The sequence below is a fragment of the Caballeronia sp. BCC1704 genome (assembly GCF_902833455.1).
Lineage (GTDB): Bacteria > Pseudomonadota > Gammaproteobacteria > Burkholderiales > Burkholderiaceae > Caballeronia.
In genome coordinates this window covers 331630-358310 of sequence record NZ_CADFFT010000002.1, presented here as the reverse complement: position 1 = coordinate 358310, position 26681 = coordinate 331630, and the positions used below count along the sequence as shown (strand labels likewise).

General features: G+C 65.4%; 12 protein-coding genes. 9 read left to right on the top strand and 3 right to left on the bottom strand.

Annotated elements, in window-relative coordinates; translation table 11 throughout:
• Positions 1 to 156: 156 nt before the first annotated feature.
• Genes HWX53_RS27600 through HWX53_RS11345 form a run of 3 tightly spaced genes read right to left on the bottom strand, consistent with a single transcriptional unit; the run spans position 157 to position 4275 of the window.
• Positions 157 to 2133, bottom strand: a complete 1977-nt coding sequence (locus HWX53_RS27600; RefSeq protein WP_244140076.1) for a c-type cytochrome — start codon at positions 2131 to 2133, stop codon at positions 157 to 159.
• Entirely contained in the window at positions 2130 to 3725 is a 1596-nt protein-coding gene (locus HWX53_RS11350) for a GMC family oxidoreductase (protein ID WP_175940945.1), read from the bottom strand. Before HWX53_RS11350 ends, HWX53_RS27600 begins: the two co-directional genes overlap by 4 nt.
• Positions 3726 to 3777: 52 nt before the next feature.
• Positions 3778 to 4275 (bottom strand): sugar dehydrogenase complex small subunit, encoded by a 498-nt coding sequence (locus HWX53_RS11345; protein WP_175940944.1) that lies wholly within the window; start codon positions 4273 to 4275, stop codon positions 3778 to 3780.
• A 75-nt stretch (positions 4276 to 4350) separates the two neighbouring features.
• On the opposite strand from HWX53_RS11345, the gene HWX53_RS11340 reads away from it, so the two are divergent.
• From HWX53_RS11340 to treY, 9 genes are all read left to right on the top strand, one after another.
• On the top strand, positions 4351 to 5004 hold the full coding sequence (locus HWX53_RS11340) for a DUF1345 domain-containing protein (RefSeq protein ID WP_175940943.1): 654 nt from the start codon (positions 4351 to 4353) through the stop codon (positions 5002 to 5004).
• A gap of 402 nt (positions 5005 to 5406) precedes the next feature.
• Positions 5407 to 7056: a glycogen synthase GlgA gene (glgA, locus tag HWX53_RS11335; RefSeq protein WP_175940942.1), complete on the top strand. Its 1650-nt coding sequence runs from the start codon at positions 5407 to 5409 to the stop codon at positions 7054 to 7056.
• A gap of 383 nt (positions 7057 to 7439) precedes the next feature.
• Complete coding sequence (locus tag HWX53_RS11330; protein ID WP_175940941.1) at positions 7440 to 10838, top strand: maltotransferase domain-containing protein; 3399 nt, start codon at positions 7440 to 7442, stop codon at positions 10836 to 10838.
• 92 nt (positions 10839 to 10930) lie between these two features.
• Positions 10931 to 14323 carry a maltose alpha-D-glucosyltransferase gene (gene treS / locus HWX53_RS11325; protein WP_241269961.1) on the top strand — a complete coding sequence of 1131 codons (3393 nt, stop codon included), beginning with the start codon at positions 10931 to 10933 and terminating at the stop codon, positions 14321 to 14323.
• Positions 14316 to 16544: a 1,4-alpha-glucan branching protein GlgB gene (gene glgB, locus HWX53_RS11320; protein ID WP_175940940.1), complete on the top strand. Its 2229-nt coding sequence runs from the start codon at positions 14316 to 14318 to the stop codon at positions 16542 to 16544. The genes treS and glgB overlap by 8 nt, the downstream gene beginning before the upstream one ends.
• A 763-nt stretch (positions 16545 to 17307) precedes the next feature.
• On the top strand, positions 17308 to 19533 hold the full coding sequence (gene glgX, locus HWX53_RS11315) for a glycogen debranching protein GlgX (protein WP_175940939.1): 2226 nt from the start codon (positions 17308 to 17310) through the stop codon (positions 19531 to 19533).
• An 82-nt stretch (positions 19534 to 19615) separates the two neighbouring features.
• Positions 19616 to 21523: a malto-oligosyltrehalose trehalohydrolase gene (gene treZ, locus HWX53_RS11310; protein WP_175940938.1), complete on the top strand. Its 1908-nt coding sequence runs from the start codon at positions 19616 to 19618 to the stop codon at positions 21521 to 21523.
• Positions 21520 to 23727 carry a 4-alpha-glucanotransferase gene (malQ, locus tag HWX53_RS11305; RefSeq protein ID WP_175940937.1) on the top strand — a complete coding sequence of 736 codons (2208 nt, stop codon included), beginning with the start codon at positions 21520 to 21522 and terminating at the stop codon, positions 23725 to 23727. The genes treZ and malQ overlap by 4 nt, the downstream gene beginning before the upstream one ends.
• Positions 23724 to 26672, top strand: coding sequence for a malto-oligosyltrehalose synthase (treY, locus tag HWX53_RS11300; RefSeq protein ID WP_175940936.1), 2949 nt, complete (start codon positions 23724 to 23726; stop codon positions 26670 to 26672). Before malQ ends, treY begins: the two co-directional genes overlap by 4 nt.
• The last annotated feature ends 9 nt before the right edge of the window (positions 26673 to 26681 follow it).

The following is a 26681-nucleotide window of genomic DNA, read 5'->3' as shown; positions in this document are numbered from 1 at the left end:
GTCGATCTTAGCGCCGGGTCAATGGAACGTGTGCGTGTTGGGTCGCTTTCGCTGCGGATTTCGTAGCGTCGGCGGGGCGGCGTTTCGCAAGCCGGTTCGATGCTGGTTCGTTGCTAGTCGTTGACTTCGGGCAGAAAGCGAACTGAGCGAGCCCTATTATTGCGCGATCGAGCGCAGCCGCGCGACATCTTCAACCTGCGTCGTCGCGCGAGGGTCGCCGAACTGGTGGGTCACATAGTTGGCGAGCGCCGCGATGTCCTTGTCGGAGAAGGACGCGCCGAACGCAGGCATCAGCGCGGGGCCATCGCGGGTCTCCCGGTTCACGCCGTGCAGGATCACGAGGACGAGGTTGCTCGTGTCCATCGAGCCGAACGCGGCAGTCACAGCGTCGTGGACGAGCGACGGGAACGCGCCGCCCGCGACTTCGCCCGAGACGTCGTGGCAACTTGCGCAGGCGGCCGCGTAGAGGCGGGCACCTTTGGGATGGGTGGCGTTGGCTGCGCCAGGGTCGGCTTTCGTGGCGTGTTGCGGGCTCTTTTGGGCGTCCGCGCTGGCGTGGGTGGAATCCGTCGAGGCGGTCGGCGTCCTCGCGGTGCTTGCGCTGTCGTGGCCGACTTTCGTCTCTGTGGCTGGCGATTTCGCGGTGCTCGCGCTGTCGCGGCCAAGTTCCGTTGCGGTGGCTGGCGCTTCTTCGGTGCTCGCGCTGTCGCGGCCAAGTTCCGTCGCGGTAGCTAGGGTTTTCGCGGCGCTCGCGCTGTCGCGTCCAGATCCGCTCGCGGTGACCGGCGTTCTCGCGGTGCTCGCGCTGTCGCGGATGGAACTGGTCGCGGTAGTCGGCGTCCTGGCATTGCTCGCGCTGTCGCGGGCGATCTCAGTCGAGGTGGCCGGCGCTTTTGCAATGCTCGCGCTGTCGCGGCCAAGTTCCGTCGCGGTACCCGGCGTTCTCGCGGTGCTTGCGCTGTCGCGACCATTCTCAGCCGCGGCGGCCGGCGTTTTCCCTGTGCTCGCGCCGGCGCTAGCAATTTCAGTCGCGGCGGCCGGGGTCTTCGCGGTGCTCGCGCTGTCCCGGCCAGAATCCGTCGCGGTGCCCGGCGCTTTCCCGGTGCTCGCGTTGTCACTTTTGTTTTCCATCGCCGCAGCCCGCCCTCTCGCCCCATCGCGCTCGAACGCGCCCACCGCATCCAGCGTTGTGATATCAGCCTGCCCCGCCGCGCCGAAGCTCCATCGCGAACGCGTGCCGCTCTGCCCAGCGACAACCGGCATCGAGCGAAGATAAGCCACCATCGCCCGACGATCCTCGTCGGTCAAAAACTCTGTGCTGTTAGCGACGACTTCCGCCATCGGCCCGATCGCGTACGCGCGCCCCGGCGCCGCGCCGCTCGCGAGATAGCGCAGCAACTCGTCGTCGCGCCATGCGCCGATGCCCGCCACCCGATCAGGCGTCAGATTGCCCGCGCGCCACCCCGCCACCGACGCGCCGCCGAGCCGCTCGCTCTCCTTCAACCCGCCCAGCACGTTGCGCGGCGTGTGGCACTGTCCGCAATGCGCGAGGGCTTCGACGAGATACGCGCCGCGATTCCACTCCGCGCGCTTGCCCGGGTCCGGCACGAACCGGCCCGGCGTGAAGTTGAACGCGTTCCACGCGGCCATCAGCCAGCGCCAGCCGAACGGAAACCGCAGCGCGTGCGGCGGCGGCGTGCAGCGCACGGGCGGCACCGTCGCGAGATAGGCGCGCATGGCGAGCACGTCGGCGTCGGAAAGCCGCGTGTACGCCGTGTACGGAAACGCGGGATAAAGATGCTCGCCGTTCCTGCCGATGCCCTCGCGCATCGCGCGGACGAACTGCGCGTCGGTCCACGCGCCGATGCCGGTCGCGCGGTCGCTCGTGATGTTCGGCGTGAAGAACGTGCCGAAGCGCGTTTGCATCGCGCGGCCGCCGGCGAACGGCCGCGCCGGGTCCGCCGTGTGGCACGCCATGCAGCCGCCCGCGCGCACCAGATATTCGCCGCGCGTAACGCTCTCGGCCCGCGCGGGCGCGGCGGTCTCGCCGTGTTGCGATTGCGCCGAGAGATGGCCGAACGCAACCGCAAGGGCAAGCATCGCGGTCACGACGAGCGAACGCCGCCGCGTCATCGGAGCGACGCTTCGATGACGCCCGCGAGCCGCAGCGCGAGCGCCGCGATCGTCAGCGTGCAGTTGACCGAGCCGCCCGCCGGCATCACGGCGCTCCCCGCGACGAAGAGATTCGGGTGATCGTGCGCGCGGCAATCGGCATCGACGACGGAATCGCTCGCGTCGCGGCCCATGATCGCCGTGCCCATGATGTGGCTGCTCGGCTCGAGACCGTCGTCGTGCTCGATCTGCTCGCCGCCGAACCATCCGGCAATGCGCTCGAAGACCGCCCGCGTATCGGCGGCGCTGCGGCGCACGTAATCGTCGATCGCGTAGCGAATTTCCGGGCGCGGCAAACCGAGCGCGTCTTTCTGCGCGGACAGCGTCACGCGGTTGTCCGGCGACGCCAGTTGTTCGTGGAAGCTGCCGAGCGTCAGCCGTCGCGCGGACTGCTCGCGGATTTGCCGGTCGAGCTCGCCGCCGGTCAGCCCGGCTTCGATCAATTTCGACGTGACGACGAGCGTCGGCGACGCATTCGACAGATGCAGCTTCTTCGCCGCCTGCTGCGCGCGAAACGGGCCGTCGCGGAAATCGACGACCGAACTCATTTCCACCGGCCCGCGCCCCGGCCAGAGCGCCTCGTTCGCAAGGAAGCTGACGGCCACGCCCGGATGGTCCATGAGATTGCGTCCGACCTGATCCGACGCATTCGCGATGCCCTTCGGAAAGCGCGCCGACGCCGACATCAGCAATAGCTTCGGCGTTTCGATGCCGTTCGCCGCGATCACGAAGCGCCTGCCGGTCACACGCGTGCTCGCGCCGTTCGGGTCTTTGTAGTGAATGGCGATGATCTCGCCTTTGTCGTTCGCTTCGATGCGATACGCGACCGCCTGCGCAATCAGCGTCGCGCCGGCGCGTTCGGCCTTGTCGGCATGCGTGCCGCCGTGATAAAGCGCGCCGATCGGGCACACGGGCATGCAACTGTTCGCGCCGCAGCACGGCGGCCTGGCGTCGTACGCGCGGCTGTTGCGCGCCATCGGCTCGGGCACCGCGCGCATCGACTGCGCCGCGAGCACCTGCGCGAACCGCTGATCCAAATACGAGAGCGGCAACGGCGGCATCGGATACGGCGTCGAGCGCGGCGAGCCGAGATCGACGTCCGGCCCCGCGACGCCCAACTCGCGTTCGGCCTGTCCGTACCACGGTTCCAGCGTTTCATAAGGAAACGGCCAGTCACGGCCGACGCCATGCAGCGTGCGCAGCCGAAAGTCCGCCGGCAACAGACGCCACGCCGCGCCTGCCCAATGCCACGTCGTGCCGCCGACGAGCCGGAGAAACTGCGGCTCGTACGCCTTCTCCCCGCGATTCACGAGATAGCTGCCCGGATTCGCCGGATCGGGGCGCGGCGCGTGGCGAACGAGCGGATACGGCGCACACAGATCGCGCTTCTCGGGCGCGCGCCGGAAGTTCTCGACGATCTGCCAGCGCGCGAGACGCGGCCCCGCTTCGAGCAGGATCACCGACGCGCCCGCCTTCGCCAGCCGGTACGCGACGAGACTGCCCGCCACCCCCGACCCGACGATGACCACGTCCGCCGCTGTCGATCCCGCCATGCGCTTCGCCTTTGTTCGTCGTTGTCGTTGTGGTTGGGGAGTCGGATGTTGGCTACGGCTTTTTCGCCCAGTCGGCGGGCGCGCCGCGGCAGTACGAAGGAACCGTGAGCATGTCGCGGACGGGATCGAACATCAGTGCGCGTTCGAACGCAACGACCTCCGCCTGCTCGCCCTCGCCGACGACGCCCAGATACCACGCGCGCACCACGCTGCCGACGGCCTTCGCGAGATCGGGCTGCGTCGCCCGCAGCGCGGCGGTCACGACGTCGCTCGGCGTGCCGCCGTGCGTCGATAACCAGTGATCGAGCCGCTTCATCGTGTCGGCGAAATTCGCATCCGCGCGAAGGAGAGCCGCGTGAACGCGCGCGGCGACGAGCGGATCGAAGGCGGTGCGGCCGGTCAGCTTCATAGACACCGCGATGAACGTGTCGAAGTCTTCGGCGACCGCGGGCGCCGCGCGCGACGGCGCGAACGCCAACGTAGCGGACGCCCCCGCGCCCGCCAGCACGCCTCGACGCATCGCGAAGGACACGCGCTTACGTTCAGCCATCGGTCGTCCTCATGTCTATGTAAGGCGCGTCAGTGATAATCGCTGGCGTCGAGCGAACCGAGCCGTTGCCACGCGATGAACCTTATCCCGTCCGTTTTGCGCACTCGTCCGCGAGCCATGATCGGCCTGCTGGTTGGTTTCGTCATCGCGGCTTTGGTTCCGGCGCACGTGCGGCCGGCTGCCCGCGCGCTGATCGGCTGGGACTCGGCTGTCTGGCTCTATCTCGCGCTGATCTGGCTACAGATGGGCACCGCGCGCCAGAGCAACGTGCAGGCGCTCGCCGAACGCGAAGACGAGAACGCCGCCGCCGTGCTCGTGATCGTGAGCCTCGCGGCCATCGCGAGACTCGTGGCGATCGTCGTCGAACTCGCCGCAGCGAAGAGCCTCGGCTTTCGCGCGTTTCCCAACTATCTGCTGACCGGCGCGACGATGCTCGGCGCCTGGTTCCTCATTCCCACGATGTTCACGCTGCACTACGCCCGGCATTACTATCGTTCGCCGCGAGGCGATGCGGCGCTTAAGTTTCCCGATCGGCATCTGAAACCCGACTATTGGGATTTTCTCTACTTCTCGTTCACCATCGCGGTCGCCTCTCAGACTTCCGACGTCGTGCTCTGCTCGACGAGCGCGCGACGCACCGCGCTCGCGCAATCCGTCCTCTCGTTCTTCTTCAATCTCGCGGTGCTCGGGTTGTCCGTGAACATTGCCGCGAGCCTCGTCGGCGGCTGACGCCGAGCTTCGTCTCCGCTCCTTCTCCGACGCGGCGCGCAACGCGCCTGTCACACGTCGTCCTTAATCTCTCCTGCAAGCGCCCGATGAAACGCGTCATGTAAAAACGCGGCGCGCGCGGCTGTCAGTTTTACATGCGCGACCGCTTCGCGCGTTTCGGGTTTTCGCGTGCGCGCGAGCAGACCCTCGTCGAGCATCAGTCCGAAATGATCGTGGTCAACCGCACATACCGCAGAGCGCAGTGGCACGTAGATTGCTGCACTGCGCCAGCACTAAGAATAAACCCCAATCAGCACCAGGATCGCGCGGCCCGGCCTTTTCCTCGTCACTCGAATACGCACGTCGATGCACGTGAACGAGGCGCATGGTCATCGTCCGCGTCTGCCCGCACAGGAGCCCATTTTGCCTTTGAACGTACTGCTGGTCGCCTCCGAGGCCGTTCCGCTCGCCAAGACGGGCGGCCTCGGCGATATGGTCAGCGCCTACGCCGCCGCCCTGCGCGCAGCAGGCGTCGATGCGACCATCCTTCTTCCCGCCTACCCGAAAGCGCTCGCGCAGGCCGAAGGCGTGAGCAAGCTCTGCACCTTGCGCGGCCTGCCGGGCGGCGACGCCGCGCTCTTGCGCGCCCGCATGCCGGACACCGGCGTCCCGGTTCTTTTGCTGCGCTGCGATGCACTCTATGCGCGCACCGGGCTCTATCAGGATGCGCAGGGCCGCGACTATCCGGACAACGCCGTGCGTTTCGCGACGCTTTCGGCCGCCGCCGTGCGCATCGCGCAGGGCGTGCGCGGCGTGAAGAAGCCCGACATCGTTCATGCGCACGACTGGCATACCGGCCTCACGCCGCTTCTGATGAAAGACGCGGGCGTGCAGGCGAAAAGCGTCTACACGATCCATAACCTCGCGTTCCAGGGCAACTACGCGCTGTCGCTGGGCGCATCGCTCGGCGTGCCGGCGAAATGGCTGGTCCATGCGTTCAGCAATCCGGAAAGCATCGAATTCTATGGCGCGCTGAGTCTCATGAAAGCCGGCATCGTCCATAGCGACCGCGTGACGACCGTCAGCGAAACCTATGCGCGCGAGATCCTGACGCCGCGCTTCGGGCACCTGATGGAAGGCGTGCTGCAAAGCTGCGCGGACAAGCTCTCGGGCGTGGTGAACGGCATCGACGAAGAAGTGTGGAATCCGGCTACGGACCCGCTGATCGAGCGCGCCTATTCCTTCGACGACATGCGCGGCAAGCACGCGTGCAAGCGCCGTCTTCAGCGCATGTTCGGGCTGCCGGCCGATCCGTTCGCGCCGCTCATGGCGATCGGCAGCCGCATGACCGGCCAGAAGCTCGCCGACGTCGTGATCGACGCCTTGCCGCGCCTCTTGGAGAAGCATCCGCGTCTGCAACTGGCCGTGATCGGCCAGGGCGAGGCGTACATCGAGCGCGGTTTCCGGCAGCTCGCGCAGCAATGGCCGGATCGCGTCGGCGTCCATATCGGCTATGACGAGCGCCGCGCGCACGCGCTGCACGCGGGCGCCGACATTCTTCTGCACGGCAGCCGCTTCGAGCCGTGCGGCCTCACGCAGATGTACGCCATGCGCTACGGCACGCTGCCCGTGGCCTCGCGCGTGGGCGGGCTTGCCGATACCATCGTCGATGCCGGGCACCACGCCGAACTGGCCTCGCGCGAGACCCTCTATGTCCGCGACGGCACGCATGACGCGCCCATCGCGATGCATGACGCGCACGACACGACGCCCGCGCCCACGGGCTTTCTCTTCGACGGCGAGACACCCGACGACGTGATCGCCGCCGCGAGCCGCGCCATCGACGCCTACATGCGCCCGCCGGTCTGGCGCGCGATGCAGCGCAACGCGATGTCCAGCGATTTCGGCTGGGGCGAAACCGTCGCGAAGATGGTCGCGCTTTACAGCGATCTCACCGGCCTGCGCCCGAGCCGCACCGCCCTCCGTCCGCGCCGCGCCGCCGAAAGCGACGCGCACGCGCTCGGCCACCGCACGCACGAGAGCGGCAAGCCGCTCGTCGCGAAGACCGCCTGACCACCGCGTGAGCCCATGCCGCGCGCGCCCGCCCGCCTGAGCGCACAGCAGCGATGCAGCCAATGCGTCGCTGTTGCGCCGGGCGCGGCACGTAACGTGCTCCCAAGCCCGTGCAATGCCCGCAGGACATCCCTTTTGGGACCGTGGCGCCCACCGGCGAGCGCGACCAGGCGGCAGCTGCGCTCGATGCATGGTGCACACGAGACGCGACCGGGACTTGCGCCGCTCGACGGCGCGGCGGTGTCCCACGGTTCGCGACGCGCGATGCGCGCCATGCGGCGTAACGTGCGGACCGGCTCTTCAGCCAGTTTGACCCGTGAGCGTGATCGCGATTGGTTGCCCGCATCCCCGCCACCGCAGGACGACTCTGGAAAAGACGAACGATGGAAAACCATCAAGCTCATCATGCGTACGCACCCCGTATTTATTTCATCGATCCCCTGCTCGTCGGCCCGCTGTCCAACTGGCCTGCCCAGTTCGAACACGCGGCGGCGCTCGGTTTCGACCATGTCCTGATCGGCTCTCCGTTCGTGCCCGGCAGCAACGGGCATCGCGAGGCCGTCGCCGATCATCATCGCCTGCACCCTGTCTTCGAATGCGACACGAGCGCCGCGGACGGCCTGCGCCAGCTCGCCGACGCCGCGAAAACGCATGGCCTGACGCTGCTCGTCGATATCGTGATCAATCGCGTGAGCGCGGAAGGCGGTCTGTATCAGGACAACAAGCACTGGTTCCAGCCGTTCGAGAGCGCGGATGCGCGGCTCGATCCGCGCCGTCCGCCGCAACAGCGCGACGTGGCCTACGCCAATTTCGCCGATGGCGAAGCCGCGCATCAACTGACGCAGTGGTGGGCGCGCGAGTTGAGCGTGATCGCGGACGCGGGCATCGGCGGCTTTCGCTTCGACTCGCCGCACGCGGTGCCGGCGCACGTGTGGCGGCGGCTCGGGGCCGCGGTGCGGGAAAAGCATCCGCAGACGCGCTGGCTCGCGTGGACCGTCGGCGTATCGCGCGATGATTTGCGCGCCCTCGCCGATGCCGAGTTCGATGCCGTCTTCGCCTCGACGCGCTGGTGGGACTTCAAGGGCGCCTGGCTCGTGGACGAGCACGCGGCGCTCTCGCGCATCGCGCCGCCGATCTCGTTCCCCGAGGAGCCGTTCGGCACGCGCCTGATCGCGGACCTGAGCGATACGAGCGATACCGCGCTCGTCGAACGCGCGTATTGCCGCGCGCTCTACACCGCCACCGCGCTCGGCACGGGCATCCTCGTGCCGATGGGCTTCGAATTCGGCGTCGGCTTGCCGATGTCGCAGCAGTACGGCGTCGCAGCCGAGTATCAGCGCGCGAAGAGCGAGGCGCGCATCGACCTGTGCGAGCAGATCAAGCGCGCGAACGGATTGCAGCGCGACACCGCAACGCTTTCCGATGTCGGCGAACTGCGGTCTCTGACAGGCGCCGGCACGCCCTACGCCGCGCTGATTCGCGCCGCCGGTGGCGACTTGCGCGACAGCGACTCGGCGGTGCTCGTGCTCGTCAATCCCGATCTCGTCGCGCCGGTGCAGGTGGACACGCGGCATCTGCTGGAAGGCGTGCCCGGCAACCACACGCGCTTCGCGCCGCTCGGCGACGCGAGCGCCCCGGCGGAGCGCCTCGCGGCGTTGTCGCTGAAAGCCGGCGAAGTGCGCCTCTTCCGCGCGGAAGCCGAGCCGTTCATTCTGCTTGCGCAGCCGCAAGTGAAGCGTGGCGCGAAGACCGCCGACAAGAAGTCCGTGAATGAAGCGATCGCCGCGCCGCGCGTGTCGATCGAAAGCGTCACGCCTTCGGTCGATCACGGGCGCTTTCCGGCCAAACGCATCGTCGGCGAAGCGGTCGAGATTCAGGCTGCGATTTTCGCGGAAGGCCACGACAAGATCGCGGCAGCGGTGCAATGGCGCGCCGCCGACGAAACCGAGTGGCACGAAACGCCGATGTCGCTCGTGCTTCCGCTCGGCAACGACTTGTGGACGGCGCGCATTCCGCTCGAACGCGTGGGACGTCACGAATTCGTGGTGATGGCGTGGCGCGACGACTTCGCGTCGCTCGTCGATCACATGCAGAAGAAGCTGAAGGCCGGGCAAACGGTCGAACTCGAACTCGAAGAAGCCAAGCACCTGTTCGCGCTGATCCTCGCGGAAGTGAAGACCGTCGAGAGCTCCGACAGCGCGCCGCTCGAAACCATCGTCAAGGAATTCACGAAGGCCGAGTCCGAGCGCAAGCTCGAACTGGTGCTGTCGGCCGCGACGGCGAAGGCGGTCGCGGCGGCGCGGCACCGGCCGTTCCTGTCGCGCGATCCGGTCGTGTATCGCATCGACTCGGAACGCGCGGCTGCGCGCTTCGCAAGCTGGTACGAGATCTTCCCGCGCTCGATGAGCGACGACGAGAACCGTCACGGCACGTTCATCGACGTGATCGGCAAGATGCCGCGCATTCGCGAGATGGGCTTCGACGTGCTGTATTTCCCGCCGATCCATCCTATCGGCATGGCCAATCGCAAGGGCAAGAACAATTCGCTGACGGCCGAGCCGGGCGACGTGGGCAGCCCGTATGCGATCGGCGCAAAGGAAGGCGGCCACGATGCGGTGCATCCGGAGCTCGGCAACTTCGACGACTTCAAGCGCATGCTCGAAGCCGCGCATGAGCACGGGCTGGAAATCGCGCTGGACTTCGCCGTGCAGTGCTCGCCGGATCATCCGTGGCTCAAAGAGCATCCGACATGGTTCGCGTGGCGGCCCGACGGCACGTTGCGTTATGCCGAGAACCCGCCGAAGAAGTATCAGGACATCGTGAATCCGGACTTCTACGCGCAGGACGCGAAGCCCGATTTGTGGATCGCCTTGCGCGACGTGTTTCTGCACTGGATCGCGGCGGGCGTGCGTATCTTTCGCGTCGATAATCCGCATACGAAGCCGTTCCCGTTCTGGGAATGGGTCATCGGCGACGTGCGCGCGCGTCATCCGGATGTGATCTTCCTTGCCGAAGCGTTCACGCGGCCGCGCGTGATGAACCGGCTTGCGAAGCTCGGCTTCTCGCAGTCGTACACGTACTTCACGTGGCGCGAGACCAAGCGCGATTTCCTCGAATACATGCACGACCTGACGCAGACGGACGCGAAGGATTACTTCCGGCCCAACTTCTTCGTCAACACGCCGGACATCAACCCGCGCTTCCTGCAAAGCTCGGGGCGTCCCGGCTTCGTGATTCGCGCCGCGCTCGCCGCGACGCTTTCCGGGCTGTGGGGCGTGTACAGCGGCTTTGAATTGTGCGAGTCCGCCGCGCTGCCGAATAGCGAGGAGTATCTCGATTCCGAGAAGTATCAGTTGAAGGCGTGGGACTGGAACCGGCCCGGCAATATCGTCGGCGAAGTGACGGCGCTCAATCGCATTCGACGCGCGAATCCCGCGTTGCAGACGCATCTCGGCGTGAATTTCCTGCCCGCGCATAACGATCACATCCTGTTCTTCGAGAAAGCCAATGCATCGCGCGACAACGTCGTGCTCGTCGCGATCAATCTCGATCCGTTCAACGAGCAAGGCGCGGATATCGAACTGCCGTGGCAGACGCTGGAACGCTGGGGCGTGAAGGCATGGGACGCCATCGCGGTCGAGGATCAGATGACGGGCGAGCGTTTCGAGTGGCGCGGCCGGCGTCAGCATGTGCGGCTCAACCCGCATTCGCTGCCTTTCGCGATCTGGCGCATCTCGCCGACGTGGGGTCTGCCTAAGCCTTCGCCCGACGGAGAACGTTAATTGCGACACGGTACGAACGAGCAGCGAACGTCAGCGACGACAGCGAACCGATAACAGCGCGAGAAGCGCCTACAAGAGTACTGGAGCAAACCGTGGATACAAGGGTGAAGCGCAGCAAGAAGTCGTCGACTCTCAGCGACGATCCGCTGTGGTACAAGGACGCGATCATCTATCAGGTGCACATCAAGTCGTTCTTCGATGCGAACAACGACGGCATCGGCGACTTCCCGGGCCTGCTCGCGAAGCTGGATTACATCGCGGAGCTCGGCGTCGACGCCATCTGGCTGCTGCCGTTCTATCCCTCGCCGCGCCGTGACGACGGTTACGACATCGCCGATTATCGGAACGTGCATCCGGATTACGGCACCATCGCCGATGTCAAACGCTTCATTCAGGAAGCGCACGCGCGCGGCATTCGCGTCATCACGGAACTGGTCATCAATCACACGTCGGACCAGCATCCGTGGTTTCAGCGCGCGCGCCGCGCGAAGCCGGGATCGAATCACCGCAACTACTACGTGTGGTCCGATACCGACAAGAAGTACGAAGAGACGCGCATCATCTTCATCGACACCGAGCCTTCGAACTGGACGCATGATCCCGTCGCGGGTCAGTACTACTGGCACCGCTTCTATTCGCACCAGCCGGATTTGAACTTCGACAATCCGGCCGTGATGAAGGAAGTGCTGCAAATCATGCGCTTCTGGCTCGACATGGGCATCGACGGTCTGCGGCTGGACGCGGTGCCGTATCTCGTCGAGCGCGAAGGCACCAACAACGAGAATCTGCCCGAGACGCACGCCATCCTGAAGCAGATTCGCGCGACCATTGACGCCGAGTATCCGAACCGCATGCTGCTCGCCGAAGCGAACCAGTGGCCGGAAGACGTGAAGGAGTATTTCGGCGACGAAGACGAATGCCACATGGCGTTCCACTTCCCGCTGATGCCGCGCATCTACATGTCGATTGCAAGCGAAGACCGCTTCCCGATCACCGACATCATGCGGCAGACGCCGGACCTCGCCGAAACGAATCAGTGGGCGATCTTCTTGCGCAACCACGACGAACTCACGCTGGAAATGGTCACGGATTCCGAGCGCGATTACTTGTGGAACACGTACGCGAGCGACCGCCGCGCGCGCCTGAATCTCGGCATTCGCCGGCGTCTCGCGCCGCTGATGGAGCGCGACCGCCGCCGTATCGAGCTCATCAATTCGCTGCTCTTTTCGATGCCGGGCACGCCCGTCATCTATTACGGCGACGAGCTCGGCATGGGCGACAACATTCACCTGGGCGACCGCGACGGCGTGCGCACGCCGATGCAATGGTCGTCGGATCGCAACGGCGGCTTTTCGCGCGCCGATCCCGAACAACTCGTGCTGCCGCCGGTGATGGGCTCGCTCTACGGCTACGACGCGATCAACGTCGAAGCGCAAAGCCGCGACCCGCATTCGCTTTTGAACTGGACGCGCAAGATGCTCGCGGTGCGCCGCTCGAAGCATGCGTTCGGACGCGGCACCATTCGCTTCCTGAAGCCGAGCAACCGCAAGATTCTCGCGTATCTGCGTGAACTGAAGGGCGAGCCGCCTATTCTCTGCGTCGCGAATCTTTCGCGCGCGCCGCAAGCGGTGGAGCTCGATTTGTCGGAATTCGCGGGCTCCGTGCCGCTCGAAATGACGGCGGATCAGCCCTTCCCCGCCATCGGTCAGCTCACCTATCTGCTGACCTTCCCGCCTTACGGCTTCTTGTGGTTCCAGCTTTGCCCCGGCAACATGCGCCCCGCATGGTCGCAGGCACCGTCGGAGCAGTTACCGGAGTTCGTCACCATGGTGATTCGCGCAGGGCAAACGGGACCGACGCCCGAGAACGTGCGTCTGCTCGAATCGGAAGTGCTGCCGAGCTATCTCAGCAAGCGCCGCTGGTTTGCATCGAAAGATCAGCAGCTGCATGCGGTGCGCCTCGCCGCGCTCACGACGATAGAAGGCGCGGGCTTCGCGTTCACCGAAATCGAAGCCGACGTCGGCGATCACACCGAACGCTATGTGTTGCCGCTTTCCATTGCATGGGGCACGGAAACGACGTCGCCGCTCTACATGCAGCTTGCGCTCGCGCGCGTGCGGCGCGGCCGCACGATCGGGCACATCACGGATGCGTTCGCGGTGCCGCAATTCACCTACGGCATCTTGCAGAAGCTCGCGCAGCGCGCCGTGGTGCCGACCGTGCAGAAGAGCGAGATCCGCTTCTTGCCGACCGAACGCTTCGCTACGCTCGACATGAACCCCGCGTCGCCGCCCGAAATTCGCTGGCTCGCGGCGGAACAGAGCAACAGTTCGCTCGTGATCGGCGACAAGATCGTGCTGAAGCTGGTGCGGCGCGTGGTCGGCGGCATTCATCCGGAAGCGGAGATGAGCCGCTATCTGACGAAGCTCGGCTATGCGAACACCGGCCCGCTGTATGGCGAAGTGGTACGCGTCGATCCGCAAGGCGTGCCGCATACGCTCGTGATTCTGCAAGGCTTCGTCGACAATCAAGGCGATGCGTGGAACTACGCGCTCGACTATCTGCGCCGCGTGGTCGACGAGCTTGCCGTCACGGTCGATACCGAAGAGAGCAAGCCGGATCACAGCGCTCAATTGAACGGCTTCGAAGGCTACGGCAACATCATCGGGATCATCGGCAAGCGGCTGGGTGAATTGCACGTCGCGCTCGCCACGCCGACCGACGACGAAGCGTTCTCGCCGCGTCGCGCGACGGCCGAAGACGTGCAAGGCTGGATCGACGGCACGCTGCAACTGCTCACCAGCGCGCTCGATATCCTCGCGCAGAAGATCGGCGGCTTCAACGAGCACGACCGCTTCCTCGCGCAAAGCCTGCTGGACCGCCGCGAGAAGCTCATTGAAGCGGTAAAGCAGCTGGTGACGTCCGACGCCGATGCGTTGTGCATTCGCATCCACGGCGACTTCCACCTCGGTCAGGTGTTGATGGCGCAGGGCGACGCCTATCTCATCGACTTCGAAGGCGAGCCCGCGCGCACGCTCGAAGAGCGTCGCAAGAAGACGAGCCCGCTGCGCGACGTGGCCGGTCTCTTGCGTTCGCTGTCGTATGCGAGCGCCGCCGCGCAGCCGACCACCGAAGCCGCGCCCGCGCAAACGGCCGACCGCAAGCGCGCGCTGTTCGAACGCATGCGCGCCGTCGCGGAAGAGAGCTTCATGCGGCAATACCGCGAAGCAATTGCGTCGTCGCCCGAACCGATTGCGGGCGAGAGCGTGTTGCCTGCGCTGCTCGATCTCTTCCTGATCGAGAAGGCCGCTTACGAAATCCGCTATGAAGCGGCGAACCGGCCGACGTGGATCGGTCTTCCGCTGCGGGGCCTCGCGTCGCTCGCGAGCCGCCTGCTCGGCGACACGGGCGAGCCGCCCGCGCCCGGCACGCGGCCCGTGTTCGATGTAACCAAGGACAATCCGGATGGAACTCACCATGAATAACCGTAGCGATCCGGGCGCGGATACGAGGAATCCGGCCCACGGCCTGAATCCGCTCGACATCGATGCGCTCGTCGAGGCGCGGCATCCCGATCCGTTCTCGATGCTCGGCCTGCATCAGACCGAGCACGGCTATGTCGTGCGCGTGTTTCTGCCGAACGCGGCCGGCGTGAGCGTGCTCGATGCGGGCAGCGGCGAGCCGCTCGGGACGCTCACGCGCATTCACGATGCGGGTCTTTTCGCGGGATTTATCGAGCGGCCCACGGCTTACCGGCTTCTGATCGACTGGCACGGCACGCCGCAGGAGACACACGATCCCTATTCGTTCGGCCCCGTGCTATCCGATGAATGGCTGCATCGCCTGTCGCAAGCCGATCCGTACGCGGTGCTCGAATGTCTCGGCTCGCGGCCGATCACGCATGGCGGCGTGGCGGGCGTGCGCTTCGCGGTGTGGGCGCCGAATGCGCGGCGCGTGTCGGTGGTCGGCGACTTCAATACGTGGGACGGACGCCGCCATCCGATGCGTCTGCGTCATAACGCGGGCGTGTGGGAGTTGTTCATTCCGGGCATCGGCGCGGGCACGCGCTACAAGTACGAGATCGTCGCGCGCGAGGGCTACACGCTGCCGCTGAAGGCCGATCCGTGCGCGATGCAAAGCGAGAAGCCGCCTTCGACGGCATCGGTGGTGGCGGATGCGGATGCCATCGACCATTACGCATGGACCGACGCCGAATGGATGAACTCGCGCGCCGGCAAGCAGACGCCACAGGCGCCGATCGCGATTTACGAAGCGCATGCGGAATCGTGGCTGCGCGTGCCGGAAGAAGGCAATCGCGGCATGAACTGGCACGAACTCGCCGAGCGCCTCATTCCGTACGCGAAAGGCATGGGCTTCACGCATATCGAGTTCATGCCGGTCGCGGAGCATCCGTTCGGCGGATCGTGGGGCTATCAGCCGCTCGGCCAGTTCGCACCGTCCGCGCGCTTTGGCACGCCGGAGCAGTTCGCGGAGTTCGTGAACCGTGCGCATGAGGCGGGGCTCGGCGTGATTATCGACTGGGTGCCGGCGCATTTTCCGAACGACGCGCATGGTCTCATTCAGTTCGACGGCACGCCGCTTTACGAGCATGCCGATCCGCGCGAGGGGTATCACCAGGACTGGAACACGATGATCTACAACCTCGGCCGCAACGAGGTGAGCGCGTTCCTGATCGCATCGGGGCTCGCGTGGCTGAAGCGTTATCACGTCGATGGACTGCGTGTCGATGCGGTTGCATCGATGCTGTATCGCGACTATTCGCGCAAAGCGGGCGAGTGGGTGCCGAACATCTATGGCGGCCGCGAGAATCTCGAATCGATTGCGTTTCTGAAGCGGCTGAATCAGGAAGTGCGGCACATTCCGGGCGCGATCACGATTGCGGAAGAATCGACGGCGTGGCCGGGCGTGACGGCGAGCGTCGATAGCGGCGGACTCGGTTTCGACTTCAAGTGGAACATGGGCTGGATGCACGACACGCTGCACTACATGCAGGAAGATCCGGTGTACCGGCAGTATCACCATCACCTGTTCACGTTCGGCATGGTGTACGCGTATTCCGAGCGCTTCGTGCTGCCGCTATCGCACGATGAAGTGGTGCATGGCAAGGGATCGCTCATCGGCAAGATGCCGGGCGACCGTTGGCAGAAGTTCGCGAATCTGCGCGCGTATTTGAGCTTTATGTGGACGCATCCGGGCAAGAAGCTGCTCTTCATGGGCGGAGAGTTCGGCCAGGTCGCGGAGTTCAATCACGACCAGTCGCCGCACTGGCATTTGCTCGATGACGCGATGCACGGCGGCCTGCAAAAGCTCGTGCGCGATCTGAACATGCTCTATGCGCATGAGCCTGCGCTGCATAAGCTCGATAGCGATCCGCGCGGCTTCGAGTGGATTGTCGGCGATGACAATGGCAATAGCGTCTTTGCGTTTCGGCGCACGGATGCCGAGGGGCGCGAACTCGTGGTCATATGCAACATGACGCCGGTGCCGCGGCATGGGTATCGCGTAGGGTTGCCGCGCGGCGGGCGCTGGAGTGAGATCCTTAATTCGGATGCGGCCATTTATGGCGGGTCCAATACGGGGAATGGGGGCGTTATTCATGCCGATGACCATCCTAGTCATGGGAAGCCGCAGTCTGCTGCACTGACTTTGCCTCCTTTGGCTGCTATCGTTTTGCGGGCTGATTAGAACTTTTGCTTTTGCCTGCTGCGCTTTTTCGGGGAACTTGTTTTCGCGTCGGTCTATTGGCGTTGCCCCTCCCCGGGGCGGGGGTCACTTTCTTGGCTGTCGACCAGAGTAGGCGCTTTAGCGCCGTACTCTGGTCCCATGCAAAGAAAGTAACCAAAGAAAGCAGCTTTTTTCTGGGCCCGCAGCACTGAAAAGGTAGTCACTTCGCAGAGAGACCGTGGCACTCAGCTGGATACAGCGTTGAATCACCTTCCGCGCCAGCTGAGCACCACGTCCTCCGAGCCCCTTGGCTCGTTAACACCAACGCGTGTTTTCGCGTGTCGCATGGAAGAAGAAAGTGCCTGTGTTGAACTACATTGCGTGCTTGTCCGGCTCGGCGCGTGCAGCATCTGTCGCGCGGATTCCATTTCAGGCGTTGGAGGCAGTCGCGTGCTACACGGATTAGCCTGGGCAACGTGAGAGGAACGACATGCGCGATGTTCCCGAAGGTTTTGACGAGCCAAGGGGCTCGGAGGACGTGGTGTTCAGTGGGCGTGGAGGGTGATTCAGGGTTGGTTCAAACTGAGTGCCAATGACTTGCTGCGGAGTGACCACACTGTTACTGCTTCGGGCTAAAAAAAGCTGCTTTCTTTGGTTACTTTCTTTGCAGCAGCAAAGAAAGTAACCCCCGCCCCGGGGAGGGGCAACGCTAATAGACCGACAAGAAATCAAGTTCCCCGACAAAGAAACCAAGTACCCCTGAGCGAAGCTCAAAAAACCAATTATGCCGAACGCACTCCCCGAAAAGTTGCTCCCGGGCGCTCCGTACCCGCTCGGAGCCAACTGGGACGGTTTGGGCGTCAACTTCGCCGTGTTCTCGTCGAATGCGCACCGCATCGAGGTGTGTCTCTTCGACAGCACCGGCCGCAAGGAGCTGATGCGCTTCGACCTGCCCGAATGCACCGACGAAATCTGGCACGGCTATCTGCCGGGCGCGCATCCCGGCACCGTGTACGGCTTTCGCGCGCACGGGCCGTATCAGCCGCAGCACGGGCATCGCTTCAATCCGCACAAGCTGCTGCTCGATCCGTACGCGAAGAAGCTCGTCGGCCCGTGGCGATGGTCCGATGCGCTCTTCGGTTATCGCGTGCATTCGAACCGGCTCGACATGTCGATGGATCGCCGCGATTCCGCGCCCGCGATGCCCAAGTGCATCGTCACCGACGACGCCTTCGACTGGTCCCGCGACGTGCGCCCCGATACGCCCTGGGGCGAAACCATCATCTACGAAACGCACGTGCGCGGCGCATCCATGCTGCGCGGCGATATTCGTCAGCACGAACGCGGCACGTTCGCGGCGCTCTCCTCGCCGTGGTTCATCGAGCATTTGCAGAAGCTCGGCATCACCGCCGTCGAGTTCCTGCCGGTGCACGCGTTTCTGAACGACCGCTTCCTCATCGAGCGCGGACTGCGCAATTACTGGGGCTATAACACCGCCGCGTTCTTCGCGCCCGAGCCCACGTATCTGTCGACGCATCGGCTCAACGAATTGCGCATCGCCGTGCGGCAACTGCATGCGGCAGGCATCGAAGTCATACTCGATGTCGTCTACAACCACACCTGCGAAGGCAGCGAACTCGGGCCGACGCTGTCGTGGCGCGGGCTCGACAATGCCAGCTATTATCGTCTGATTCCCGGCGACGAACGGCATTACATCAACGAGACCGGCTGCGGCAACACGGTGAATCTTTCGCATCCGCGCGTGCTGCAAATGGTGATGGATTCGCTGCGCTACTGGTGCACCGCGTTCAACATCGACGGCTTCCGTTTCGATCTCGGCGTCACGCTTGGGCGCGAAGGTCATGGCTTCGATCCGGGCTCAGGCTTCTTCGACGCCATCCGCCAAGACCCGATTCTCTCCACGCGCAAGCTGATTTCCGAGCCGTGGGATATCGGGCCGGACGGCTATCAGGTCGGCAATCATCCGCCGGGCTTCGCGGAATGGAACGACAAGTTCCGCGACGGCGTGCGGCGCTTCTGGCGCGGCGACGCCGGCATGCGGCCCGATCTCGCCGCGCGTCTCACGGGCTCGGCGGAACTCTTCAACAGGCGTTTTCGCAAGCCGTGGGCATCGGTCAATTTCGTCGCATCGCATGACGGCTTCCCGCTCGCCGACGTGACCGCCTATACGCACAAGCACAACGAAGCGAATCAGGAAGGCAACAACGACGGCCACAACGAGAACTGCAGCGCGAACTGGGGCGTGGAAGGCCCGACCGACGACCCGAAGATCCTCGGCATCCGCACGCGTCTCGCGCGTTCGATGATCGCGACGACGCTGCTCTCGCTCGGCACGCCGATGATCCTGGGCGGCGACGAATTCCTGCGCACGCAGCGCGGCAACAACAACGCGTACTGTCAGGACAACGAGTTGTCGTGGATGGACTGGGACGCGGCGCAAAGCCCGCGCGGCGTGGAGATGACGGAGTTCGTCGCGCGCGTCATCGCGCTGCGCAAAAAATACCCGGTGCTGCGCGAAACGCGCTTTCTCTACGGCGACCGCGAAGTACTGCCGGGCCTCTACGACGTCAGTTGGTTCGACGAACGCGGCAACGCGCTCGCCATCGAAGCGTGGCAGGACCCCGAAGGCCGCGCGTTGACTTTGCGTCGCGCGGGACCCGGCATCCACAGCGAAATCGACGTCATCCTCATCATGATCAACGGCTCCGCGACCCCGCTCGCGTTCGCGCCGCCCGCGCCGCACTTGGAATGGAACGTGCTGCTAGACAGCGCGGAACCTGACGCCGTCGAACGGCCGCTCGTGGGCAGCGAACTGCAGCTGGAAGCGCATAGCATCGTCGTGCTGCTGGCGCAGCCGTCGGGCCAAGCGGACTGGCAGGCTGTCTGGATGGCGGGCGCGCATCAGGGCCCGCGACTTCTGACCGCGCTGCCGCCGGACCCCGGCACGTTGCCGTCGAACCGGCCACACGAGACCGATTCGACGCAGTAGCGCCACGTCGGACGCACGACGTCGAGGCTCGCGCGGCACGCTCCACCGTAGGCAATGCGACAAGCAAACCTGGCACTCAATCATGTCCGAACGTCCGATCGATCCTCATCAGCATCAACACGCGCATTGCCTTCCTTTCGGCGCGCATCTCACCGGCGCGGCGGGCGACAATCCGCGCACGCGCTTTCGCTTCTGGGCGCCTTCGCGCGACCACGTTCAAGTGGAGATTCAACGCCCCGGCAACACGACGCCCGACCTCGTCGACATGCAGCCGGCCGGCGACGGATGGTTCGAAGCCGAAGCCGATGGCGGCGCAGGCACGCTGTATCGCTATCGTCTTGATGCGGACCTCGCCGTGCCCGATCCGGCATCGCGCTTTCAACCGCAAGACGTGCACGGTCCGAGCGAAGTGGTCGATCCGCGCGCCTATCGCTGGACGAATACCAACTGGCACGGCCGGCCGTGGGAAGAGACCGTGCTCTACGAACTGCACGTCGGCGCGATGGGCGGTTACGCGGGCGTCACCGCGCGTCTGCCGGAACTCGCGCAACTCGGCGTCACGGCTATCGAACTGATGCCGTTGAACGACTTTTCCGGCACGCGCAACTGGGGCTATGACGGCGTGCTGCCGTATGCGCCCGATTCCGCGTATGGCCGTCCGGAGGAACTCAAGCAACTGATCGACACCGCGCACGGCTTGGGTCTGATGGTCTTTCTCGATGTCGTCTATAACCACTTCGGCCCGGACGGCAACTATCTGCACGCCTACGCGAAGACCTTCTTCCGCGAAGGCGTGAACACGCCGTGGGGCCCGGCGATCGACTTCGAACGTCCACAAGTGCGCGACTTCTTCTTCGACAACGCACTGTACTGGCTCAACGAGTACCGTTTCGATGGCCTGCGCCTCGACGCGGTGCATGCGATCAACGACGACGAATGGCTGCGCGAGCTCGCGGACCGCGTGCGCAGTTCCGTTGAGGCAGGGCGTCACGTGCATCTTGTGCTGGAGAACGAGCACAACACGGCGAGCCTGCTCGAGAACCACTTCAACGCGCAGTGGAGCGACGACGCGCACAACACGCTGCACGTGCTGCTCACGGGCGAAAACGAAAGCTACTACGGCGCGTATGCGGAAGAGCCCATTCAGAAGCTCGCGCGCGTGCTGTCCGAAGGCTTCGTGTATCAGGGCGATCCGTCGCCGATCCACGACGGCGCGCCGCGCGGCGAGCCGAGCGGTCACTTGCCGCCCACGGCCTTCGTCATGTTTCTGCAGAATCACGATCAGGTCGGCAACCGCGCGATGGGCGATCGCCTGCGCGCGCTGACCGACGACGAATCGCTCTATGCGGCCACCGGCCTTTTGCTGCTATCGCCGCAGATTCCGATGCTTTTCATGGAAGAACAATACGGCTCGAAGCAACCGTTCCTGTTCTTCACCGACTATCACGATGAACTTGCCGACGCCGTGCGCGAAGGACGTCGCAAGGAATTCGCGAAGTTCTCCGCGTTCACGGATGAAAAGCGCCGTGCGCAGATTCCCGATCCGAACGACAAGCGCACCTTCGAGATGTCGTCGCCGAACATCGCGAACAAGGAAGACGAACTCGATCGCCTCGAATGGCTGCATTTCTATCGCTCGGGGCTGACGGTGCGCGCGAAGCTCATCACGCCGCGTCTGAAGGGCGCGAAGGCGCTCGGCGCGAACGTGCTCGGCGAGAAGGCGCTCGTCGCGCGCTGGAAGCTCGGCGACGGCGAGACGCTCACCATCGCGCTGAATCTGGCCGATGCGCCCGTCGCCCTTTCCGACTCGCCTTCCGATGCACCACAGGGCAAGGTGATCTTCGAAACGCCGCCGCGCGCGCAGGATCGCACGGCCAAGGGTGAACTAGGCGGCCGCACGTTCGTCGCGTGGCTGACCGGCGAAGTGAACGAATACGCGACCGCGCACGACGCGCGCCGCTTCGAACCGACTGAAGGACAACGCTCGTGAGCGCCGCGAATCAAGGCAAAAGTGAGCGCCCGCGCTCGTCGATCGAAACCCTCGCCGAGCGCGCGGGTTTCGAAGTCGAGTGGCAGGACGCGCACAAGAAGACGCAGCGCGTGCCGGAAAACACGCTGCGCATCCTGCTCGAAAAGCTCGGCCTGCCGTGCGGCAACGCCACGCAGATCAAGCAGAGCATGGCGGCCGTCGATGCCGAAATGAGCGGCCGCAAGCTGCCGCCGCTCATCACGGCGGAAGTGGATCGCGGCATCGCGCTGCCGGCGGCGGCGGCCAAGTCGGGCGCGCGTTATCGCGTCGAGCTGGAGAACGGCGAGATCATCGACGGGCGCTTCACGTCGCCCAAAGGCGAGACCGCGCTGCTCGCGCCGATTGCCGAGCCGGGCTATCACACGCTCGTCATCAACGACCATCGCACGACGCTCGCCGTCGCGCCGACGCGCTGCTATACGGTCGATGACGCATGGCGCGCGTTGCATGACGACGCCGACGACGCTCAAGTCGCGCCGCCGCTCTGGGGCATCGCCGCGCAAGTGTATGGCTTGCGCCGCAACGGCGACGGCGGCGTGGGCGACTTCACCGCGCTCGCATCGCTCGCGACGCAGGCGGCGAAGCAAGGCAGCCACGCGCTCGCCATCAGCCCGATGCACGCCATGTTCACCGCCGAGCCGAACAAGTGCAGCCCGTACTCGCCGTCGTCGCGGCTCTTCGTCAACATCGCGCATATCGATCCGGCCGCCGTGCTCGGCGCGCCGGCTGCGCGCGCCGCGATCGAGAAAGCCGGCGTCGCCGATGAACTCGCCGCGCTCGAAGGACTGCCGCTGATCGACTGGCCGCGTTTGATGCAAGCGCGCGTGGCCGTGCTGCGCGCCCTCTTCGACGGCTTCTCGCAAGACGACGATTCGCCCTTTGCGAAGGACTTCGCATCGTTTGTCGAGAAAGGCGGCCGCGCGCTGTTAGACCACGCGCGCTTCGAGGCGCTGCAAGCCGAACAGATCGCGCAGAACGGCGAAGGTCACTGGCGCAACTGGCCCGAGGAACTGCGCGACCCGCGCAGCGAAGCGGTGACCGCGTTCGCCGAGGCGCATCGGCGCGAAGTGGACTTCTATCTTTTCACGCAATGGCTCGCGGCCAAGGGACTCGCGCACGCCCAGCACGCCGCGCGCGATGCCGGCATGGCGGTCGGTCTCGTGGCGGATCTCGCGGTCGGCTGCGACAGCGCGGGCAGTCACGCATGGTCGTATCGCGACGACATGCTGACCGGCGTGTCCGTCGGCGCTCCGCCCGATCTCTTCAATCAGGCCGGGCAGTCGTGGGGACTCACGACGTTCTCGCCGCGCGCCATGCGCATGCAGGGCTTCGCCGCGTTCATCGACATGCTGCGCGCCGCGTTCGCGCACGCGGGCGGCATTCGCATCGACCATATTCTCGGGCTGCGCCGCCTTTGGCTCGTGCCCGAAGGCGAGAGCGCGAAAGACGGCGCCTATCTGCGCTATCCGTTCGAAGACCTGTTGCGGCTGATCGCGCTGGAATCGTGGCGGCATCGCGCGATCGTGGTCGGCGAAGACCTCGGCACCGTGCCGCCGGGCTTCAGCGAGCGCTTGCAGGAGCAGGGTTTGCTAGGCATACGAGTACTCTGGTTCGAACGTGCTCAGGATGGCGAAGGATTCAAGCCGCCGGGCGAATGGAGCGATGGCGTGACGGCAACGACGACGACGCACGACCTGCCGACCGTCAACGGATGGTGGCGCGGCGAAGACATCGAATGGCGCTCGAAGATCGGCCAGACGATGGCGCGCGCCGATGGCCGCGATCCGGTCGAGGCGGCGATGGAAGAGCGCGGCGTCGATCGCGGGCATCTGTGGCAGGCGTTTCAGGAAGCCGGCATTGCGCCGAAAGACGTGCCGCCGCCTTCCGTCCACAACGCGCCGGTGGACGAGGCGTTGGCCTTCGTCGGCATGACGCCCGCGCCGCTCGTCACGTATCCGCTCGAAGACCTGCTCGGACTCGTGGAGCAGCCGAATCTGCCCGGTTCCATCGACGAGCATCCGAACTGGAGGCGGCGTCTCGCGCTGCCGGTGGACGAGATGATGAACGACGATGCGTTCCGCGACCGTCTGCTCGCCGTCGATTCAGCCCGCAAGCGCGCCGTGCGCCCTGACAACTCAGACACACCCAAATCCGAAACACCATGACCGTACCGCGCTCCACGCTAAGGCTTCAGCTTCACAAGGACTTCACCTTCGACGACGCCGCCGCGCAAGTGGACTACTTCGCGTCGCTCGGGGTGAGCCACGCGTATGCGTCGCCGATCACGACCGCGACCTCCGGTTCCACGCACGGCTACGACACCGTCGACTACACGAAGGTCAACCCCGAGCTCGGCGGCGAGGAAGGCTTGCGCCGCTTCGTCGAAAAACTGCGCGCACATGACATGGGCTTGATCGTCGATGTCGTGCCGAACCACATGGGCGTCGGCGGATCGGAGAACGCGTGGTGGCAGGACATCCTCGAATGGGGACGCCACGCGGCGCATGCGCGCTTCTTCGATGTCGACTGGCACTCGCCCGATCCCGCGCTGCGCGGCAAGGTGCTCGCGCCTTTTCTCGGCGCGGCCTACGGCGAAGAGCTGCAAGGCGGCAAGATCAAGCTCGCGTATCGTCAGGAGGAAGGGCGCTTCGTCATCGAGTATTACTCGCATGTGTTCCCGGTGTGTCCGGTGGATTACCCCGCCGTGCTTCAGGAAGCGCCCGAGCTTGCGCAACGCTTCGCCGGCCTGACGACGCAGCCCGTCGATCAGCCGCGCGCCGCCGACGCGCGCACGGCGCTCGTGACCATCGCGAACACGGAAGGCGGCCGGGCCGCGATCAAAGCGGTGCTCGCCGCGCATTCGCCGGAAACGCCGGCGGGCCGCGAGCGTCTGCACCGGCTGCTGGAGCGCCAGCACTACCGGCTCGCATGGTGGCGCACGGCAGCGGACGAAGTGAACTGGCGGCGCTTCTTCGACGTGAGCACGCTGGGCGGCGTGCGCGTCGAGCGGCCGGAAGTGTTCGAGGCATCGCATGCGCTGATTTTCCGGCTCTTCACGGAAGGGCTGATCGACGGCGTTCGGATCGATCACGTCGATGGTCTCGCGGAACCGCGCGAGTATTGCCAGCGCCTGCGCGCGCGGCTCGAAGAACTGTCGGCGGAGCGGCCCGAAGCGTTGCGCAACGGCAATGGCCACACGTATTTCGTCGTCGAAAAGATTCTGGCGCGCGGCGAGCCGTTGCGCCGCGACTGGCAGGTGGACGGCACGACCGGCTACGACTTCATGAACGACGTCGGCGCGCTCCTGCATGATCCGGCGGGCGCGGAGCCGCTTGCCGCGCTGTGGGCCGAGATCACGGGCAAGAGCAGCGAATTCGCGGACGAGGCGCTGATCGCGCGCCGCAAGATTCTCGCGGAGAACCTGTCGGCGGAACTGGATCGCGTGACGCGGGCGCTGCATCGCATTGCACGCGATGCGCAGACCACGCGCGACTACACGTTCACGTCGATTCGCCGCGTGGTGGCGGAACTCGTCGTGCATTTCCCGGTGTATCGCATTTATCCGGTCGGCGGCGTGCGCAGTCCCGAGGATGAACGCTACTTCTCGCAGGCACTCGAAGCCGCGCGCGCGTCGCTGGCGCCTGCGGATCATCAGATTCTCGATCAGGTCGCGCAATGGCTCGGCGGCAAGCTGCCCGACGACGGCGCGCAACACGAGCGCGGCGACAAGAACGACCGTCAGCGGGATCGCGCAGCCGAACGCAATCGCGACCGCAATCACGCGCAGGTTCACGCGGGGCAAGGCCAGAACCCGAATCAGAACCCGCAGGCATCCGCAGGATCGCAGCGGCGCGCGGCGCAGACGCTGTTCTCGCAACTCACCTCGCCTGTCGCGGCGAAGGCGGTCGAGGACACCGCGTGCTATCGCTATGGCCGCCTCATCTCGCGCAACGAAGTGGGCGCCGATCCGGGCGAGTTTTCGCTGTCGCTCGAAGAGTTCCACAAGGCCAATCGCGAGCGGCTTGCCTCCTTCCCGCACGCGATGCTCTGCACCGCGACGCACGACCACAAGCGCGGCGAGGACGTGCGCGCGCGCATCGCCGCATTGAGCGAGATTCCCGACGAATGGGCCGCGACGCAGAAGGCGTGGTCCACGCTGAACGCGCCGTTGCGGCGCGGGCCGAACGGCGGCCACAACGAAACGAGCGACAGCCACGACTGGGCGCCCGGTCCCGCCGCCGAATCGATGCTGTATCAGACGCTCGTCGGCTGCTGGCCGCTCACGCTCTCGCCGGACGACGAAGCGGGCGTGCAGGAACTCGCCGAACGCGTCGCGCAATGGCAGCTGAAGGCATTGCGCGAAGGCAAGCTGCGCACGAGCTGGTTCGCGCCCGACGAAGCGTACGAGCAGGCGTGCCGCGACTTCCTGTTCGATATCGTCGCGCCGCAGCGCCGCAGCGGCTTTCTTCAGGAGCTATCGAAGTTCGTCGAGCGCCTCGGGCCGCTCGGCGCCATCGACAGCTTCCAGCAGACGCTCTTGCGGCTCACGTCGCCGGGCGTGCCGGACCTGTATCAGGGCACCGAGCTGTGGGATTTCAGTCTGGTCGATCCGGACAATCGGCGTCCGGTGGACTACGCGCTGCGCCGCAAGTGGCTCGAAGAGATCGACGAAAAAGGACCGCCGTCCGAGCAGATGGAAAACTGGCGCGACGGCCGCGTGAAGCTCGGGCTCGTGCGGCGCGCGCTGGCGCTGCGCAAGCACTGCGAGTCGCTGTTCGCGCAGGGCGATTACGTGCCGCTCACCGTGCAGGGCGAACACGCGAAGCATGTGATCGCCTATGCGCGGCATGCGGGCAGCGCGTATGCGATCGTCGTCGCGACGCGGCATGCGGCGCGGTTGCTCGGCGATAAGCGCGATGTGCCGCTGGTCGAACCTTCGGTCTGGGGCGATACGTCGATCGTGCTGCCGGAAGCGCTGCATTCGCGCGCGCTCTTCGACTGGCTCAGTCCCAACGCGCCGAAGGCCGATGGCGAGCGGTTGTTCGTGCGCGACGTGCTCGGCGTGATGCCGGTGGCGTTGCTCGTGGAGGAAGGCGTTCCGGGCGGTTGATAGGTCGAT